General features: G+C 47.2%; 20 protein-coding genes, 1 tRNA gene and 1 other RNA gene. 11 read left to right on the top strand and 11 right to left on the bottom strand.

The annotated features are described in order from the left end of the window. Positions 1 to 10: 10 nt before the first annotated feature. Both QJS83_RS02010 and QJS83_RS02015 read right to left on the bottom strand, forming a co-directional pair. The gene (locus QJS83_RS02010; protein ID WP_284607286.1) at positions 11 to 430 is read right to left on the bottom strand and encodes a COG4315 family predicted lipoprotein; all 420 of its coding nucleotides are present in this window, start codon (positions 428 to 430) and stop codon (positions 11 to 13) included. 113 nt (positions 431 to 543) lie between these two features. Further along, positions 544 to 1,335: a M48 family metallopeptidase gene (locus QJS83_RS02015; RefSeq protein WP_284607288.1), complete on the bottom strand. Its 792-nt coding sequence runs from the start codon at positions 1,333 to 1,335 to the stop codon at positions 544 to 546. A gap of 212 nt (positions 1,336 to 1,547) precedes the next feature. Here QJS83_RS02015 and QJS83_RS02020 point away from each other — a divergent pair, with 212 nt between their 5' ends. Further along, complete coding sequence (locus QJS83_RS02020; RefSeq protein WP_284607291.1) at positions 1,548 to 2,774, top strand: NADP-dependent isocitrate dehydrogenase; 1,227 nt, start codon at positions 1,548 to 1,550, stop codon at positions 2,772 to 2,774. Positions 2,775 to 2,829: 55 nt separating this feature from the next. On the opposite strand, the gene QJS83_RS02025 is transcribed toward QJS83_RS02020, so the two are convergent. The 3 genes from QJS83_RS02025 to QJS83_RS02035 all read right to left on the bottom strand — a co-directional run bounded on the left by QJS83_RS02025 (position 2,830) and on the right by QJS83_RS02035 (position 4,941). After that, positions 2,830 to 3,477 (bottom strand): ankyrin repeat domain-containing protein, encoded by a 648-nt coding sequence (locus QJS83_RS02025; RefSeq protein WP_470287790.1) that lies wholly within the window; start codon positions 3,475 to 3,477, stop codon positions 2,830 to 2,832. A 149-nt stretch (positions 3,478 to 3,626) separates the two neighbouring features. Then, positions 3,627 to 4,520: a hypothetical protein gene (locus QJS83_RS02030; protein WP_284607295.1), complete on the bottom strand. Its 894-nt coding sequence runs from the start codon at positions 4,518 to 4,520 to the stop codon at positions 3,627 to 3,629. A 55-nt stretch (positions 4,521 to 4,575) separates the two neighbouring features. Further along, a complete protein-coding gene (locus QJS83_RS02035) occupies positions 4,576 to 4,941 on the bottom strand; it encodes a hypothetical protein (RefSeq protein WP_284607297.1) in 366 nt (121 codons plus the stop codon). A 173-nt stretch (positions 4,942 to 5,114) separates the two neighbouring features. On the opposite strand from QJS83_RS02035, the gene ffs reads away from it, so the two are divergent. From ffs to QJS83_RS02075, 8 genes are all read left to right on the top strand, one after another. After that, positions 5,115 to 5,213, top strand: an RNA gene (gene ffs / locus QJS83_RS02040) — signal recognition particle sRNA small type. A 21-nt stretch (positions 5,214 to 5,234) separates the two neighbouring features. Further along, positions 5,235 to 7,013, top strand: a complete 1,779-nt coding sequence (gene dnaX / locus QJS83_RS02045) for a DNA polymerase III subunit gamma/tau (RefSeq protein WP_284607299.1) — start codon at positions 5,235 to 5,237, stop codon at positions 7,011 to 7,013. Between the two features lies 1 nt (position 7,014). Next, positions 7,015 to 7,338 (top strand): YbaB/EbfC family nucleoid-associated protein, encoded by a 324-nt coding sequence (locus QJS83_RS02050; RefSeq protein ID WP_284607301.1) that lies wholly within the window; start codon positions 7,015 to 7,017, stop codon positions 7,336 to 7,338. Between the two features lie 11 nt (positions 7,339 to 7,349). After that, positions 7,350 to 7,964 (top strand): recombination mediator RecR, encoded by a 615-nt coding sequence (gene recR / locus QJS83_RS02055; protein ID WP_284607303.1) that lies wholly within the window; start codon positions 7,350 to 7,352, stop codon positions 7,962 to 7,964. Then, positions 7,964 to 8,557 (top strand): GTPase MglA, encoded by a 594-nt coding sequence (gene mglA, locus QJS83_RS02060; RefSeq protein ID WP_063205482.1) that lies wholly within the window; start codon positions 7,964 to 7,966, stop codon positions 8,555 to 8,557. The genes recR and mglA overlap by 1 nt, the downstream gene beginning before the upstream one ends. Before the next feature lie 117 nt (positions 8,558 to 8,674). Further along, positions 8,675 to 9,640 (top strand): quinolinate synthase NadA, encoded by a 966-nt coding sequence (gene nadA, locus QJS83_RS02065; protein WP_284607307.1) that lies wholly within the window; start codon positions 8,675 to 8,677, stop codon positions 9,638 to 9,640. A 20-nt stretch (positions 9,641 to 9,660) separates the two neighbouring features. Then, positions 9,661 to 10,191: a 4'-phosphopantetheinyl transferase family protein gene (locus QJS83_RS02070; RefSeq protein ID WP_284607309.1), complete on the top strand. Its 531-nt coding sequence runs from the start codon at positions 9,661 to 9,663 to the stop codon at positions 10,189 to 10,191. Positions 10,192 to 10,261: 70 nt separating this feature from the next. Continuing rightward, positions 10,262 to 10,654: a hypothetical protein gene (locus QJS83_RS02075; protein WP_284607310.1), complete on the top strand. Its 393-nt coding sequence runs from the start codon at positions 10,262 to 10,264 to the stop codon at positions 10,652 to 10,654. A gap of 54 nt (positions 10,655 to 10,708) precedes the next feature. On the opposite strand, the gene QJS83_RS02080 is transcribed toward QJS83_RS02075, so the two are convergent. The 6 genes from QJS83_RS02080 to QJS83_RS02105 all read right to left on the bottom strand — a co-directional run bounded on the left by QJS83_RS02080 (position 10,709) and on the right by QJS83_RS02105 (position 15,968). Further along, complete coding sequence (locus QJS83_RS02080) at positions 10,709 to 11,479, bottom strand: thrombospondin type-1 domain-containing protein (protein WP_284607312.1); 771 nt, start codon at positions 11,477 to 11,479, stop codon at positions 10,709 to 10,711. Beyond that, positions 11,448 to 12,866, bottom strand: coding sequence for a hypothetical protein (locus QJS83_RS02085; protein WP_284607314.1), 1,419 nt, complete (start codon positions 12,864 to 12,866; stop codon positions 11,448 to 11,450). Before QJS83_RS02085 ends, QJS83_RS02080 begins: the two co-directional genes overlap by 32 nt. 143 nt (positions 12,867 to 13,009) lie before the next feature. Further along, entirely contained in the window at positions 13,010 to 13,648 is a 639-nt protein-coding gene (locus tag QJS83_RS02090) for a hypothetical protein (protein WP_284607316.1), read from the bottom strand. Positions 13,649 to 14,147: 499 nt separating this feature from the next. Next, a tRNA-Val gene (locus QJS83_RS02095) sits at positions 14,148 to 14,223 on the bottom strand. A gap of 67 nt (positions 14,224 to 14,290) precedes the next feature. Then, positions 14,291 to 14,854, bottom strand: a complete 564-nt coding sequence (locus QJS83_RS02100) for a hypothetical protein (protein WP_284607317.1) — start codon at positions 14,852 to 14,854, stop codon at positions 14,291 to 14,293. Between the two features lie 10 nt (positions 14,855 to 14,864). Then, complete coding sequence (locus QJS83_RS02105; RefSeq protein WP_284607318.1) at positions 14,865 to 15,968, bottom strand: winged helix-turn-helix domain-containing protein; 1,104 nt, start codon at positions 15,966 to 15,968, stop codon at positions 14,865 to 14,867. 384 nt (positions 15,969 to 16,352) lie between these two features. Between QJS83_RS02105 and QJS83_RS02110 the strand changes: the two genes are divergently transcribed. After that, positions 16,353 to 17,612, top strand: a complete 1,260-nt coding sequence (locus QJS83_RS02110; RefSeq protein WP_284607319.1) for an SUMF1/EgtB/PvdO family nonheme iron enzyme — start codon at positions 16,353 to 16,355, stop codon at positions 17,610 to 17,612. Positions 17,613 to 17,804: 192 nt separating this feature from the next. Further along, positions 17,805 to 18,269, top strand: coding sequence for a hypothetical protein (locus QJS83_RS02115; protein ID WP_284607320.1), 465 nt, complete (start codon positions 17,805 to 17,807; stop codon positions 18,267 to 18,269). Positions 18,270 to 18,291: the final 22 nt, after the last annotated feature.

An 18,291-nucleotide genomic window follows, 5' to 3' on the forward strand; every position in this document is an offset into this window, starting at 1 on the left:
TTGATCTTGTCTATTTGCTTTCAAGCTCGACGTAGTGCCAAACTCCACCGATGCCGTCACCCAGGTCATCACCTTTCACGCGGTCAAAGGCGTATGTGTATACAGGACGTCCATTGTAAGTCAGCTGCATTTGATTGTTATGGCGTCGAACCATGCCTAAAGGAGCAGTCAAAGTCGCCACTTCTTCCGCTGTCAAAAGATAGGGCGGCCAAATCTCGGCGCACGTTTCTTTACACGTCGGCATCGGTTGATTCAAATCCGGATCAAAAACATACAGCGTTTTACCGATACTGTCGGCAAGAAGCATTTCTCCTTCCGCATTAGTGACTGCAGTTGTCAGCGGAACTCGCGGCGTTGTTCCGTTGGCGAAAACACCCAAGGCGAAAAGTGAAAGTGTGAGTTGAATAACAATAAGTTTAAGAATTTTCATAGGGATCTCCTTTTTTTGTTCAGACATCCTGAGGAGCGAACTCCCTGGCGTCTAAGAAAATCCCTTTGAGATGTGACGAATCAGTTTCCCAAGAGTCGTTTCACAAAACGTCCCTAGTTTTTTTGTGCTTTCTGATAAAGCGGCATCACTTTAGGAATCAAAGCCGCAATGTTTTTAAGACGAGTCTCATCCGCGGGATGCGTGCTTAGGATTTCCGGCGGCTTGCCACCTTGCGAACCCATCTTCTTCCACAAACTTAAAGCTTCGTTCGGATCATAACCCGCGCGCGCCATCAGCTCGACACCGATATCATCGGCTTCGGATTCTTGCCCACGGCTGTGCGGAAGAGTGACCGCCAAAGTCGTTAATTGTTCGGCGTAACCAACGTAAGAAGCATCGACTTTACCGCTTAAGAGAATCGCCTGAAGGCCGACGTTTTTCACGAGCTCCTCTGACATTCTTTCACGGCCGTGCTCACGAAGAGCATGGGCAATCTCGTGACCCATGATCGCGGCGATCTCTCCGTCCGTGAGTTTTAATTTTTCGATGATGCCTGTGTAAAACATGATCTTTCCACCCGGCATACAGAAGGCGTTAAGCTCGGGGGAAGAGACAACGTGGACTTCCCACGCCCACTTTGGCGCTTCCTCACGGAAAATCGCCGTCTGCGGAATGAGGCGCTTGGCGATAACGTTGAGGCGGCGAACCTGATCTGGATTCTTATCCAAGGCACCTTTCTTTTGCGCTTCGGACTTTGTCGCCGTGTAAGCTTGGGCCGACATGGAAATCACTTCTTCGTTCGGAATCAGAAGAAGTTGTCGCCGTTTGACCCCAATCTCCCCTTCTTTGGTAGATGTGGCACAGGACGTAATGATGAGTGTAAGTAAGACTAGCAGAATTCTCATAATGTAAACCTATCAGCACCTTTCCTTAGTAACTACTCTAACGAGCCTCAGTTGGGTTTCAACATCTATAAAGCTTCGGGACTTTGTGACAGCGCTTGTCATTGCCTGCGGCTGAAATAATGTCCACGACTCGGCCTCTTTTCCTTTGAAACAGCGGCTTCTTCATTCTATATTTTCAGGGCTTTTAGCAATCAAAAGACAAAGGACCGACTATGAAGAAAATCAAAGTTGCAAATCCCGTCGTTGAGCTCGACGGCGACGAAATGACAAGAATCATCTGGAAATTCATTAAAGAGAAATTGATTCTTCCTTACCTCGAAATTGATATTAAGTACTTCGACTTGGGCATGGAACATCGTGATGCTACCAACGACCAAGTGACTGTTGACGCTGCAGAAGCGATCAAAAAATACAACGTCGGTATCAAGTGCGCGACCATCACTCCTGACGAAGCTCGCGTTAAAGAATTCAACCTGAAGCAAATGTGGAAATCACCAAACGGCACTATTCGTAACATCTTGGATGGTACTGTTTTCCGTGAACCTATCATCTGCAAAAACGTGCCTCGCTTGGTTCCTAACTGGACAGCGCCAATCTGTATCGGTCGTCACGCTTTCGGTGACCAATACCGCGCGACAGATTTCGTGACTAAAGGCAAAGGCAAGTTGACGATCACTTTCGAAGGTGAAAACGGAGAGAAGATTCAACACGAAGTTTACAACTTCAAAGGTGATGGCGTTGCTCTTGCGATGTACAACACAGACGAATCTATCGCTGGTTTCGCTCGTTCTTGCTTCAACCAAGCTCTTTCTAAGAAATGGCCTTTGTACCTTTCTACTAAGAACACAATCTTGAAAAAGTACGATGGTCGCTTCAAAGACATCTTCGAAGAGATCTATCAAAAAGAATTCAAAGCGAAATTCGACGCTGCCGGCATCACATACGAACACCGTTTGATCGATGACATGGTTGCCTCTGCTTTGAAATGGAATGGTAACTTCGTATGGGCTTGTAAGAACTATGACGGTGACGTTCAGTCTGATACTGTCGCTCAAGGTTTCGGCTCTTTGGGTCTTATGACTTCAGTTCTTGTGACTCCAGACGGAAAAACAATGGAATCTGAAGCTGCTCACGGAACTGTGACTCGTCACTACCGTCAGCACCAACAAGGCAAACCGACTTCTACAAATCCAATCGCTTCTATCTTTGCGTGGACTCGTGGTCTTGAGCACCGTGGAAACTTGGATGGCAACACAGATCTTGTGAAGTTCGCGCAAACTTTGGAAAAAGTTTGTATCGAAACAGTTGAAGCTGGCTTCATGACAAAAGACCTTGCGGTTTGCATCTACGGCGACAAAGTTCCTGCCGATAAATACATGAACACAGAGCCGTTCTTGGCGAAACTCGACGAGAACTTGAAAAAAGCTCTTGCGATGTAATTTGGAATTTTAAATTCTGATTCTCGAAAAGCCTCGGTGAAAACCGGGGCTTTTTTTATTTGGCTCCTGCCTTCTGCAGAATTTGTACGATCTCGTTAAAGTGTTTGCGTTTGGCATGAGCGAGCGCTGTCACGCCATCACCGTCCGGAATATTAGGATCCGCCCCATTCTCAAGAAGGATTTGAATGATCTCTTGATGTTTGGGACCGCCGTTACTAAGAACGACAGCCTCCATCAGAGCTGTCCATCCCAGATTGTTCACGTGATTCACGTCAATCTTTGTTTTTACGAGTTCGCGGACGACGTCAACATGGCCCTTTTCCGCCGCAGGAATAAGAGCTGTTCCTCCGAAGCGGTTGTAGATTTTAAAATTAGGATTCGCTTTTAAAATCATTCGCAGAATAAGAAGACGTCCTTCCGCGCCCGCATACAGCAACGGCGTGTCCTGCTTCTGATCTTGCGCATTCACATCGGCCCCCGCCTCAATCAACAAGCGCGCGATTTCCGCGTCGTTATTTTCAGTCGCAATCATCAAAGGAGTTCGTTTGCGGCTGTCTCTGATCTCGAGCTGAGCTTTATTTTTGATCAATGTCTGAACCAGCTCTTTATTGTGGCTGTTCACGGCATCAATCAATGTTCTCTCTTCAGGTTTTGCCAGCATACTTTTCTCCTTCGATACACCTTGCAATGAGGTGAAGACCATCACTGCTAAAATTAGGAAATTTCGAATTTTCAAAGTCGCCTCTATTGTTTCTTGAATGTTAAGCGAAAGAGCAGCGGTTTTTGAATTGATTATTTACAGATGTGATTTAACAGATTTCAGAGACTGAAAAAAAGCGTTTTCAGTCTCAATTAGAGATGCTTCTGAATTTCTTCATTGAGGCGCTGACTGTCCTCTACAGGCGAACCACGCTCTTCGCGATCAAATGTCGACAGAGCCATGTTCAAGATCGCCTTCATGATTTTGTGCGCATATTCCGATGCCTGCGCGTCATCCTGCGGCCACAGTTTTTCCCCCACAAAGGCGCGAGTGATCGCGAACCACGAATGTTCTTCGTGCATGAGGTTTTCCCAGCGCAGATCGGGCTGCCCTTCGAAGTCGCGCATGCGGGTGAAGTTGTATTGAAAGATCGACATCTCGTGATAGTAAAGAGCAGAAAACATCGCGGACTTGTCTTTTTTTAAGTAAACCGCGAGGACATCAGCGTAAAACTCGGAATAAGAAATGAGAGAGTGAAATCTTTGATAATCACGTGTTTCCGCCAAAGCTCTCAAGTCTGAATGGTAAGCTTCATCTTTTTCTCCCTGAAGCATTTTTAAAGAACGAGCCGAAAGGGAGTCGAACTTCTCCAGCAAAGATGAAAACTCATTCTTGAAGGTACTTCGGATGTACTCGTGAAAAATCGCATGACCGTATTCGTGAGCGGCACACGTTACAAGATTCACGATCGGCATAGGATGTTCAGTCCCGTATTGGCCATAGAAAACCATTCTGTAAGGCAAACGAATCACGTAGCCGTTGTCGAAACTCGCATTGTCCATTGGACCACCGATGACGAGTGTCACTTTCGGAGCGACTCCAAAAATTTTCGCCATGTCATTGAAAGCTTCAGAGACATCACCTGCAAGTTCGCAGTCTGTTTCTTTAAGGAAGTGGACGGCTTGAACGACTCCGCCAACGTTGGGACAAGCCTCTGCGGCATGGGAAGATGGGCTTAATAAAAGGACAAATAAAAAGCTCAACATGTCGCGAATCTTAGACGAGTTGAGCTTTTTCCGAAATAGGTGCGAAAAAATTTCCCTATTTAACTTGTACTCTCAATTTAAACTTACCCACAGAGCGACATGTCGACTCCATAGACACTGTCGAGCATGTCATCTTGCCGCAGCTTAATGAAAGAACCTGGTTGTCTTTGTTAAGTTCTTTGATCTCTTTCTTCCAATCGGCACAAGCCGTTTTCCAGTTCGTACGAGCTTCTTTCAAAAGCGGAGCGGCCTCCCCTTCGATTTCATCCTCATCCGTCACCACTTCGTAAGTGCGGTCGGCGTTTTTGCCTTTTTTAATTTCGATCGTTGTATCGCCCTCCGCCGGGATGTCTTTCACGCCCACAGACTGTGCCTGAGCAAAGAACGGAAGGACCAAAAGCAGAATCAAAATCTTTTTCATAACAAACTCCTTAAGCCCTTTTATCGTAGCACCTTCCCCTGCCATGAAAAGCCCTTCCCTTAACGCGATATAGACGTAAAAAATCACCGGGCACCTTCTTTGGTCCGAATTCTAGCTATGGGACGGTGAGTTATTGCATGTAATGAACCGCGCTGTGATATACACCAACCCGTGGCCGGGTCCCATACAATAGCTCCCTTGACGAATCCCGCTAGGTCCGGAAGGAAGCAACGGTACTCGAGGGACTATGTGATATGGGGTGCTCGGCCACTTTTTTGCGAGGGGTATGCACTTTGTCTTATCAGGTGATTGCACGCAAATGGCGTCCACAATCTTTCACTGACGTTGTCGGGCAAAATCATATTACCCAAACTCTTTCCAATGCCTTGGCGAACGGCCGGCTTCCTCACGCTCTTCTTTTTACGGGTCCTCGTGGTACTGGAAAAACTTCTTCTGCACGTATTCTGGCGAAAGCTCTGCGTTGTCCTAATGCTGTGAACTTTGTTCCTTGTAACGAGTGTGATTCCTGCAAAGAAATCGCTTCTGGTTCCAGCGTTGACGTAATCGAAATCGACGGAGCTTCCAACAACGGTGTTGATGCTATTCGTGAACTTCGCGACACCGTGGCTTTCATGCCTTCCAGCGGGAAATACAAAATCTACATCATCGACGAAGTTCACATGCTTTCAACAAGTGCCTTCAATGCCTTGCTGAAAACTTTGGAAGAGCCGCCTTCTCATGTGATCTTCATCATGGCGACGACCGAAGTTCACAAGATCCCGCAAACGATCTTGTCGCGCTGTCAGCGCTTTGATTTTAGAAGAATTTCTACCCGTCAAATCACGGAAAGACTGAAACTCATCTGCGAGCGCGAAGGCGTACAAGCGGAAGAGGAAGCTCTGTGGGTTGTGGCTCGTCAGGGTGACGGTTCTATGCGCGACTCGCAAAGCTTGCTGGATCAAGTTATTACATTTGCGAATGGCCCGCTAACTCGCGCCAGCGTTGTGGAAATTCTGGGTCTTACAGACCGCGCTCTTCTTTTGGAAACTTTGAACGCATTGATCGAGCGCAACTCGCAAAGTATCATGCAGGTCATCGAAAAAATCGCAGCGGCCGGTTTTGAGCCGCATTTGTTCTCGCAAGATTTGCTTGAGATGATCCGCAATCTTCTTCTTGTGAAAGTTTCTGAGGCGCAGGCAACTCAAATTCTGGAAATGCCAGACTCCGAGATGCAGGCTCTCAGTGAAATGTCGCAACGTCTTTCTGAAGAAGACATTCACATGTTGTTCGACATGGCTCTGAAAGGCGGAAATGATATTCCGCGCGCGCAAGATCCGCGTATTGTTCTTGAGGTCACTCTGCTTCGTATGGCTTCTGCGCCGAAATTGGTGGACTTAAAAACTTTGCTTCAAGGCGGCGTTTCCACCTCTCAAAGCGCAGGTGGGGCCAGGCCCTACACGCCTCCGGTCGCTCCCCCGGTAAAGGGACACAATCGCCTTAAAGAATCGCAAAAAGTGAGTGAAGTCCCAACGGGGCTTGAGAAAATGAAGTCTGCTTTGGAAAACAAACCGAAAGCGACTCCTGTTCAAAATCAAGCTCCGCAAGCTTCTGAGACTGTTGCGAGTGCACCTGCCGCTCCGAAAGTGGCTACAGGCGCAACTCCCGCGGAAAAATGGGTGCATTTTGTAGAGCTTCTTCGTCAAGATGACGCTCTTTTCGCGGCGAAGGTCGAAAATTTACTTTTCGTAAAGGAAGAAGGAAAGCTCCTCAGCCTTGGCGTCCCTCCGAAATTGGCCTTTTTGAAAGAGCAAATGGCCGACACTCAGGTTCGCAAAAAACTGCAAGGATTTATTGATTCATACTGGGGTGCTGGGTATTCTTTTGAGGTATTAATGAGTCGCGATCAGGTCGGAGAATCCGCGCAGGCTTTGCAGCAAAAAAAGCAGCAAGCGGCTGAGGATGACCTTCGCAATAAGATCGCAGAAAACCCTATGGTGAAAGCGGCCCAAGATGTTTTCAAAGGGCAGATTAAATCCATAGTGGAAATTAAGCGCGACGGCGCAGGGAGATAACATGAAAGGCATGCCTGGCGGAATGGCTCAGCTCATGAAGCAAGCCAACCAAATGCAAATGAAGATGAAAAAAGCCCAAGAAGATCTTGCTAAGAAAGAATACGAAGCAACTTCTGGCGGCGGCGCTGTAAAAGTAAAAGTGAACGGCGATCATGCTATCGTTTCTTTGACTATCGATCCTGAAGTTTTGAAAGCTGGCGACGTTGAAATGCTTCAAGACATGGTTATGTCTGCAACTAATGAAGCTATCAAAACAGCTCGCGACACGTCTGCAAAAGAAATGGAAAAAATCACTGGCGGATTGAATATCCCTGGAATGTTCTAGGCGGCCGCGAGGTGTTACATATTTCTGCTTTGGAAAAACTAACCCACGAATTGAGCCGTCTTCCCGGTATCGGGCCGAAGACTGCTCAACGCTTGGCTTATTTTATTCTTAAGACGAACAATGATTTTCCAGAGCGCCTCAGTGAAGCTCTTTTGCGTGTAAAGGCCGAGGTGCACGATTGCCCTCAATGCTTTAACTACACCGACACCGATCTTTGCCGTTATTGCGAAGACCCTCACCGTTCGGATGAGGTTCTTTGTGTGGTGGAAGAACCTGCGGATATCATGAGAATTGAGTCTTCAGGAGCTTTCCGCGGTCGTTACCATGTTTTGCATGGCGCGATTTCTCCTCTAGAAGGCATCGGTCCTCAAGATCTTAAAATCAAAGAACTGATCGACCGTGTTGATGCCGGCTTGAACGGCGATGGTCCCGTGATCAAGGAAATCATCCTGGCTTTGGATGCCGACCTTGAGGGTGACACGACGATTTTGTACCTAGCGAAGCAACTTCAAGGCAAAGGTTTGAAACTTTCTCGCATTGCCCATGGAGTTCCTATTGGCAGCGACATCGATTTCATAGATGATAGAACTATGGGTCGTGCCCTGCAAAATAGAGTGGAGCTGTAATGTCCTTTATTAACTACAATGCTAAAGAGATTCACTGCAAAGTCGTGTATTACGGTCCTTCCTTGGGCGGTAAAACTACGAACATTCAGTGGGTTTATCAAAAAACGGCGGAGGATCAAAAGTCCAAGCTCGTGGCATTGAATACGGATATTGAGCGTACTCTGTTTTTTGACTTCCTGCCTTTGAATGTCGGCGACATTCGTGGCTTTAAAACACGCTTTCACCTTTACACAGTTCCGGGTCAGGTCGTTTACGATGCTTCCCGTAAGCTGATTTTAAAAGGTTTGGATGGCGTTATTTTCGTGGCGGACTCACAAATCGAGCGTATGGATGAAAACCTCGAGTCTCTTCGTAATCTGGAGAGAAACTTGGAACAACAGGGCTATGACATTCGTGAGATTCCTTTGATCATGCAATACAACAAGCGTGATCTTCCTAACGTGGCTTCTTTGGCAGAGCTTAGAAGCGCTTTAAATCCTTACAACGCTCCTGAAATCGAAGGTTGCGCTTCAGAAGGCAAAGGCGTTTTCGAGTCCTTGAAGACCGTTTCCAAGTCGATTATCAACGTCCTTAAGGGCGGAACGACTCTTTAAACTTTCCTCGGATATCTAGGCACTTTATGGCTAGTCAAAAGGACTAGTACGAGTTATATGAGCCCCGAGAGCTTATCTTTCCGCGTATAATGGACGATGGTTCTGCATGAGGTGATTATGTCTTACGATATTGCTGCTGATATTCAGCGTCTGAAAAAAGAAAAAAATGCGGTGATCCTCGCGCACTATTACGAGGATGGCGACATTCAAGACGTTGCAGATTATGTCGGTGATAGTTTCTATCTGGCAAAGATGGGTCAACAAGTTCAGCAAGATGTGATCTTGCTTGCCGGTGTTGTCTTCATGGCGGAAAGCGTGAAGATTCTAAATCCTTCTAAAAAAGTTCTGGTGCCTGAATTGGAAGCGAGCTGCTCTCTTGTGAAGGGTGCTCCTTATGACAAGTACCTGGCTTGGCGTCGTCAACATCCAGATGCCGTCGCGGTGACTTACATTAACTCTTCTGCGGAAGTGAAATCCATCTCTGACGTGATTATTACTTCTTCCAATGCTCAGCAAATCGTCGAGTCTATCCCGAAAGATCGTAAAATTTTGTTCGGTCCCGATCAACACTTGGGTCGCTGGTTGTCTAAGAAACTCAATCGTGAATTCGTTTTGTGGCCTGGGGCTTGTGAGGTTCACGTTTTGTTCAACGCCAAGAAATTGTACGAGTTGATTGCGCAACATCCTGACGCTGTCGTGATCGCACATCCTGAGTGTGACGAATCCGTTTTGCAACATGCTTCCGTGATTGGTTCGACATCCCGCTTGCTTGAAGAAGTTGAAAAAAATCCCGCGAAGAAATTTATCGTCGCGACAGAAACCGGCATCTTCCATCAAATGCAAAAGAAGCGTCCTGATGTCGAGTTGATTCAAGCTCCTGTTTTGGATGCGGGTTGCTCTTGCAACAACTGTCCTTACATGAAGATGAACTCCATGGAAAAAATCAAACGTGCTCTTGAAAGCTTCAATCCTGAAGTGAGCTTGCAAGAAGATCTGCGTTTGAAGGCCAAAGTCTCTTTAGATCGTATGATGGATATCACAAGCGGCAAGCCTGTTTCTTGGCCTGCGGAATTCACCGTTTAATTTTCGAGAGGACTCGAGCTATGACACTTTCCCAAAGCGTTATCGAGTCCTTGCAAAAAAGTCTGCGCTGTCCTGATCTGCAAGTTTTTATGAAACCGGAATGGGGCAGCCATAATCCACAACATCGCACATTGATCCGTGAAGAGATCAAATTCCTGCTGCAAGGGCGTTGTCTTTATTCTTCGATTTCTCACTGTCACGGAATGGGTTTGGTGGCGATTTCTTCTTTTCCTGTAGGCGTTGATATCGAAATTACGGACCGCGTTCAGGATCGCGTAATGGCGCGAGTTTCTTCACAGGAAGAGTTTCAGGCGGCCCCCTCATCAGCGTCTTTATGGTGCGCCAAAGAAGCGTGTTTTAAAGCGCTTCGTCCCTTCCAACAGCCCTCGGTGATTTCGCAAATTACTGTAGGGGCTTGGGAAAAAATTGATTCTCAGACTGAGACATATCGTCTTTCAAACTCTTCAGACTTCGCTGCTCCCTCTGAAAATAGAGGTGTTGTGCTGCGAGTTCCAGAGCACACTATCAGCTTTTTTGTTTTTCCCTCTTAACTTTGGTCTGGTCCTGCCGAAGAGTTTATTAACTGATGTTAATGTACTTGTTCTAGAAGGTAGGTGACCAATGGGAAGTGCAAAATACAACCGCAGAGTGGCTCCACGGAAAGAAGTCTCTCCCATTCATATTTCTTATCTCACGTCTTTGGATGACTTCGCAAAAATCGCGAAGAACTGTGAGATTGTCGAAGCCTCTTCGACGGGTCTTTTGTTGCTGATTAAACGCGACGACTTGATCCCGACGGCTCTTCGTAAAAATCTGACCTTAGATGTTTTGATTGGCGACCGCGTCTTCATGCATCTTGAAGAAATGAATATCGAAATCTCCGGTGTGATTACACGCACGCAGCTGCTTGGTAAGAAAGGTTTCTACGTGGCGGTGGACTACTCGGATGAAGCTCCTGAGTATTGGAGAGAATGTCTGATGGATCTTCTCCCTAAGCCAGGTGAGTTGGACTAATACTTAATGGCAGTTTAAAAAGAAAAAGCTCGGGTCATTCCGGGCTTTTTTATTTTAGTTACAACGGCAAGTGTAATAGAGCCTGTTGTCGGTATCACAGTCATAAGAAATCAATGTCGCTGAATCCGAAGAACAGTAAGCAACCTGATTGTTTGCGCATTGCTGATTCGCCAAAGCCAGACACTGCGGATCTGACGTATCTGTCGGCGAACCATACACGATGCCGTCAAAAGTATTTCCCGCACAAGAGTTGAGCGTATTGTTTGCATTCGTACAGCAAGCCTGGGTGTTACAAGCTTGCGACGTCTGAGCGACTCCGCACACCGCTGGGTTTGAAGGAGTGCACACTTGCGACAATGTCGAAGATCCACACACGGCATCCGAACTCGGAGTGCATGATTGAGATTGCGAAGGTTTTCCTCCGCCACAGTAGAAATCCGTCACGACTTGATTTTTATCGTTTTCGCAGCTCACGGTTCTATTCTGCGAGCCGCTGTTGGCGGTCTTATCACAAGTTGCTGTTCGGGTTTGTGAACCGCTGTTCGCCGTAAAGTTGCAAGTGGCACTGCGAGTTTGCGTTCCGCCTCCACAAGAGACTGAACAGGCTCCCCATGCGCCATAGCTCCATGAACCGGATCCTCCGGCGCAAGAGCTCCAGGCTGAGTAGTTCCACGTTCCTGTGCCACCGCTGCACGAACCCCATGCTCCGGAATCCCATGAATAGCGAATAAGGTGATGAAAATACGGCGTGAATCCCTGGGCGTAGGCATTCACTTCGCAAAAAAGGGTCACACTAAGGAGCAAAGCCTGTAGTCCACGAAACATAGACTATGCCTCCGTGCCGCACGAACGAATACAACGAGTGAGTTCCCGCCGTTGTCGGACCATTGGGTGGATAGAAATAAAAACTCAAGCCCGCATGAGCGAAAGTGCAAGTTCCTGAGGTGCCTCCCCGCACGCTGATCTGATAAGAAGCTCCATCGAGCATGTTTGAGAGTGCGAAAGCTCCGCAGCTGGCTGTTGTGTATTGAACGTTTCCATTGTTGAAATCAAAACTCGTTGCCGCATTGTTGTTGAAAATGCCTGCTGCCGCTTGTTTGGTCAGAACTAAATTACCGCTGCCATCGAGTTTTGGAATTTTGTTAGCCGTCGTGCCGGTATCGACCGCGACAACTCCCGAAGACACAGTCAACCCCGAACCGACCTGCATAATACCTTTTTCGGAAGTCGTGGCTTCCGGAAGCTGAGATGCCGGGAAGCTTCCCGAAATTTTTGATGCCGAAATGGAGCCTGAGATTTGCGTCTCTGTAACCGAGATGTTCGTGCAGCTAAAGCCACCGACAGGAGAAATAAAAATCAATGTTTGTGAAGCCGAACAGACTGGAATTTGTGAATAAGGAACTTTTGCATCTACAGACGTTTGCAATCCACTTAGCGTTGACGAAAGATTTGTGACATCCGCGATGGCGAGCTGCGCGCTTAACCAGTTCGAGCCATTGTACTTCATAAAGTGTCCCGATGTCGGGGTTGTTGCAGACACGCTCACTCCCTGAATTCTGGTCACCGTCGGATTGGGATAGTTTCCGCTTAAGTCTCCACTGGCTGTTCCCGTCGGTGGACGAGCATCGCTGAAACGCGAATCCTCTTCGCAGGCAAAGTTTGCGCCGTCGAATGTGAGATACTGGCCCGGCGTACATGAAGTGACGGAACTTTTTTGCACGAAATCTCCCGGAAGTTTGTCACCCAGTTTTTCGGCGGAAAGAGAGTATGCAGAAAATGGAACCGAGCGTATTTCATTCGCAGGAGAAATCACCTTCCATCCCGAGCCGTCATGAAACTGCACTTTCAGCAAACGCGTGTCGCCGGAAGCTGCGTTGTATGTCGAGCCGCCATAACAATCATGCGTGAAGGAATTCTTAAAAGCATCGAGAAGTGAAAATGTCGGCGACAACGGATACAGCTTAGTTCCCGTTCCAATCGGTACGTCAAAAACCCCATGGGAGTTAATCATATTCACGCCGTCTTTTTGCTCGCGATAAATCACACAAGTGCCCAGAGGATTTGTGATCTCAAAAAGGAAGCTGACGTTTCCGTGTTCTAACGGAGCGCCCGTTTCTTTTACGATGCGACCTTGATACGTCAGAGTGCCCGGCGAGGCTTGCGCTGAAAGAAAACCAAACACAAAGACAAAGACGAACGAAATATGTGTCATATCCGTTCTTGTCGGTTCGAGGATTATTCAATTAAGGGTGAAAACAATATTCTCTTTAAAAAAACGAGCGCACTCTTTGCGTGATTCAAGCTTCTGTTAGGATTTCGTTAGACCCCTCAAGTTCCAGAGAACTCTGCCGGGACCTACGCAAGCTCCACAAATTGAGGCAGACCTTTTTCAGAAACAAGAACCACTGAATAATGTGGAGGCAGGAACCAACTGATCGCCTCTGCAATTCCCTGGTGTTCTTTCTGTGGCGGATTGCCGAGTGATTCAAGAGAGAATGCAAGATCGTAGTGTTTGCGATCCATGCTCATCACAAGAATGCGCGGGCGCAAAACTCCTTGATCGCGGAAAAACTCTTTCAAGATATTGCGCACATACTGCGGAAGATAGTGAGGTGCCGGAGGACCCGCATGCAGCTTTTGTCCTTCAGAAATTTCCACAGTACCCACGGGAGCTTCGTCGGCCGTTTTGTAAAACAAGCCTGTCTCTTTGAAGTGCCAAAGCATTCCGTAAGTAAAAACGAAATCAGGGTAGGACTTGCGAGGATTGATCACAAGACCAATGCCCTTCATCGCCAACCATTGCATAATTTTGTTCGCAGGCTCTGTCGCATCTTCGGAAGTTTCCGCCAACAGATAAGGCCATCCGTCAGGCCCTTTTTGCGGAGCTTCCGCGAGGAGTTTCAGATTGCTTTGCGTGATGGACATAAAGAAGTCCGTTTCCCATTGATGATCACGTTTTTCATCGGGAACATTTACTAATTCGAGAAGATTCATAGCGGACTCCTAAAAACAAAAAGGCCGGGAATAATACCCAGCCTTTGTATGGTCCTTTAACATCGAGGTCAAGACGAAGCCCGTCGCTAAAACCCCATCGTCTGAAGAGAATAAATAGTCGCAATCAGCAAAATCGAAAAGACAGCCAATAACCTGCCCATAAAGCCCGCCCCAAAATTTGTAAGTGAGAGAGCTTGTAACAGAAACCTCTGAAACTCAAAAGAGATTCTGCGCCACCTGTAACTATTATTGCCTTAATACACGAAAATTCTTAAGCAACCAAACACACCACAAAATAGACGGGACTTTTCTGCCGGCGGCAGAAAAGAACAAACCCAAAACATCAATCAAGGCGGGAAACTTCAGAAACTACTCCGACAAAGTCGGAGTACAACAGGCACAAAAAAATCCCAGGAGGGGATTTTTTCGCGCAGCCCGAAGGGTATCGGACAGGAGTCCGATACAAATAAAAAAACCGCCAGCAGGCGGTTGTTTTATTTGGTAGGGAATGCCGGATTCGAACCGACGACATCCACCTTGTAAGGGTGGCGCTCTACCAACTGAGCTAATTCCCTATTCGTTCGGAAGGACCAATTATTAACAGTGGTCCGACCTCATTTGCAATCACTTTTTTTAAAATACTTACTTTTTTATATCTTCAATGCAGACTCTTTGGGTCAGATGCGCTGAGATCTTCATAATTTGCATATGAACCATATCATCGATCTTATGGTTGTCCAAAGCACCCATTGAAAGAACCATCACTGCATGAACTGGCACATTGGATTTAAGTGGAGGAATTGGTGAATCCTTCTCACTAAATGCAGTCAATTCCACACGGTAAGTCGTACCGCCCTTGCTGGTCATTTGCGCCAAGACTTTTTGGTTGCGCTCGATGCCCACGCCCGTTGCAAGAACTCTACAAGTATCGCCATCAAACTGCTTCACTTGAAGCTGGCGAATGCCAGTGGATTTCTGACGTACTACTTTCAATGCGAAGTAAGAAACGAAATCGCCCTGCTCTACTTTCCACAAACCTTGGATATCTCCCCAAGGGAATGGCTGAGCTAAAGTCCACGGCCATGGCACCCAGCGATCATCACTGGCTGGCATAACATGCTCCTCGTCAGGCTGAGCATAAGCGCTCGTCGGAAGAGTTAGGCTCGATAGAATCATCAAAGTTGCTAACAAGATGCTGCGTAACATGAATTCCCCCCTAGTGCTCGAAATGAACTCGAGCCGCTTTATTCATGTAATAACCGTTTTTGGCTCTGAAAATATATTTAGGTTTCTCATAATCCGGCTCAATCAACTTACGAAGACGTTTGATCGTCACGTAAATTTTATTGTCGTGAATAGCTGGATCATAAGGCTGCTTCCAAACGTTCTCAACCAAGAATTCTTTTGAATAAATCTGTCCTTGGTTTTGAACAAACAATCGCAAGAGGTCGAGAAGAATGAATTGATTTTTAAAGTCGATACGACCCAACTTCTTCTCAATCACAGAGTGATTTGCTTCGTCGAAGATAAGGTCGAAGTTTGTTTGGGTCTCTCCGCCGATTTTCTCTGCGAGAGCTTTCACCATGCGGCCCAAGCGACGGTGATTTTCACTGTCGACGGATTTCTGCGCAAGAGTGATATAAGTGCGAGCCATGTCTTTATCGCCGATTTCGAAATACGCATCAGCAAGACCACCCATAAGGTAGTTTGACATCACAACGTTGCGAGTTTCTCTGACGATATCGTAAGCCTTCCAAAGAACTTCGATGGCCTCGTCGTACTTTTTCATTTGCTTTAAGATGTCCGCATTTAAGAACAAAGAAGCCGCTTGCAGATCAGGCATTTGGTACACTTGGAAGAAGACCTGAAGATTGTAGATCTCTTTTAATGCATCTGAATGACGAGCAACAGACGGATGAGAGTAAACCATCGCAAGGCCGAAGATCGCGTGACAAATATCTTCCTTATTGTCGGAAGCAAGTCCGATCGCCAATGCCTTTTGCAAATAGTCTGTCGCCGTTTCCAATTGTCCTTTGTAAGAAGCGCACACCGCGAGTGTGTAGTAAGTTTTGGAGTTAAGCTCAAAGCCTTCTTTAAGAACTAGATCTTGGAGTTTTTCTTTAGCCTGATTGATTTCCTCAAATTGCTCGCGCTCAGCGTAGATACGCAAAAGCAGGTTTAAGCACTTTAAGTACTGAGAGAAATTTTTCTCGGCGAAGTATCCCTTCGATGCATCGAGAAGATGATCAACGGCAGGATCAAATTCTCCACGATCGCAGTATAACTTACCGAGCTCAAAGGCACGATCTAGTTGGTTCATAAAATCTTGAAACTCCAAAACAAAATCTGAATTACTCGCGGGCTACAGGTTTTTACAGATTGTCAGGATTTCGTCAATGTAAGACGCAGACAGTTGCTCATTAAATAAGCATCTTGAGAATTGATTTCAGTAATGTAATGGAAAACGCCTCCTAGAGGACCAAACAGCCCCGAAAATAACGCGATGAGCGGCCAAAAAAACTCTTGGAGTGGGTTGTTGCGAATTCTTGTTCACGTCCTGGAAGTAAGTCTGGGCGCGGAGTTCATCGTCCGTTCGTCGTTGTAACTAAAGTCCGAATTCTCGCTCTCAATAAAAGGTTTCTTCGAAAGCACGTCAAAAATCAGTGAAGATACTGAGAGAACACAAATAATTTTCGGAGAGTTCATGAGAAGTTTTCGTCTCATAGTTATGTGCTTATCGCTCGTCATAGGGCTCGCTGCGTGCTCTCCCGCAGATGACGAAAACGCGAAGGGCTCTGACAGTCAATCGTCAGAAAATCCTCCTCCGCCTGCGCAAACACCGTCGGAGCCTCCTCCAACACCAACACCGACACCTTCGCCCGCTCCAGCTCCTGTTCCGGAACCTGCGCCAGAACCGATTCCAGCGCCTGAGCCTGCGCCATCGCCGGAGCCATCTCCGACTCCGGCTCCAACTCCACAACCGGCTCCGCAGCCAGCACCTTCTCCTGTGCCAACACCAAGCCCACAGCCAGAGCCCGCACCAGAGCCGGTTCCAACGCCCTCACCGGTGCCATCACCAGCACCGACTCCTGCGCCAAGCCCAGAGCCCGCGCCAACGCCCGCTCCTTCTCCAGAGCCAGCTCCCTCGCCGTCTCCAGAGCCTGCTCCTCCGACGCCAGTGGCGTGTCCTGCAAATTATGAGATGGTGGCGGCGAATGCAGCGCTGAAGACGTCTGCGTTCTGTATTGCCAAGTACGAAATGAAAAAGGTGAATAACGTTGCTGTGACGATGCCGGCGAATAAACCGTGGCTTGCGAATAGAGCAACGGCGACTCAAGCTTGTGCATCACTTGGCGCCGACTATCGCTTGCCGACAAACGCGGAATGGACGGCTGTCGCTCTCGAGATCTACAGGCGCGCTGAAAATTGGACGAACAAAAAAGTGGAGGATGGAACTCTTCACACTGGCTACTATTCCGGATGGAGTGAGCCCGTCGAGATTTCTGACGTCAGCAATCCTTATTCAAACACCGGAAAGAAAAACGGTATTGAAAGACGAACATTCACTCTTGCAAGCGGCAAAGTGATCTGGGATTTCGGTGGTAATGCGTGGGAATGGGTTAGCGACACTATTTACGGAAACGCATACACGCCGGATCTCTCGAGTCCTTACGCGCGAAACTATCACAACAACAACTGGGACGTAAAACCCGGTTCCAAACAATTGTTCGACTTCACGGGAATGACGAGTGTGCCGAAGAAAGATGTTTATCTCGGCAGTCTTTTCGGCGGAAGCTCGGGCAAAGTCATCCGGGGTGGCGCTCTCTGCATTCACTCAAAAGGTACGACAGGAGTTTTCACTGCGAATATCGGCGACATCACTGTCGACGACATGCAAGCTCCCGCCTCATGGAATCTTAAGATGAACAACGTCGGCTTCCGCTGCGTAACCTCACCAAAATAAGGAACAGATTTTGACGTCTGTCTCCTTTAGAGACCCTCTTTTTCTTCACACAAAATTGACCGCTCACAAACACGCGTTTCCTCTGTTGAATTCTTCTGCGGCAAAGAATTTGAAATAAATTGTATAAAGTTTATATGACCCTCCACCGACCTTAAATGTAGGTCGAACAAAAGAGGAGGGCCTGTGCGTTTTATGATGAAACTAATGCTGTTAGTATCTGCGTTTTATCTAAGTGCCTGCGCAACTATCGTAAAGTCAGAAAAAATTCCGGTGAAGTTTGTCGGAGGACTCATGCATGGAGAAACTCAACTGAGTCTCCCCGATGGTCAGTACAATCTTCGTAACGGGCAAACGACAATTCTTGTAACACGTTCTAAAGAAGACATTCCTATCTCGGTGACTTGCAACGCTGAAACACGCGATGGCGTGATTCAAACAAAGTACGATGCGACGGCTGGTATCCTCGGCAATATTGTATTCGGTGGTCTGATCGGAATGGGCATCGATGCCTACAATGACAAAACTTACGATCCACCAGAGGTGTACAATATCTCCCCGTTATGCATGAAAAAATCTGTCGAGGATAAAGAGCAAATAGCTGATCAAAAATCGGACGCTCCTCGGCAACCAAGTTCCTACGTAAAGTCGAAGTATTAAAGGGCGGCTCGCGGATTCAGGC

The organism is Bdellovibrio sp. 22V, assembly GCF_030169785.1.
GTDB lineage: Bacteria > Bdellovibrionota > Bdellovibrionia > Bdellovibrionales > Bdellovibrionaceae > Bdellovibrio.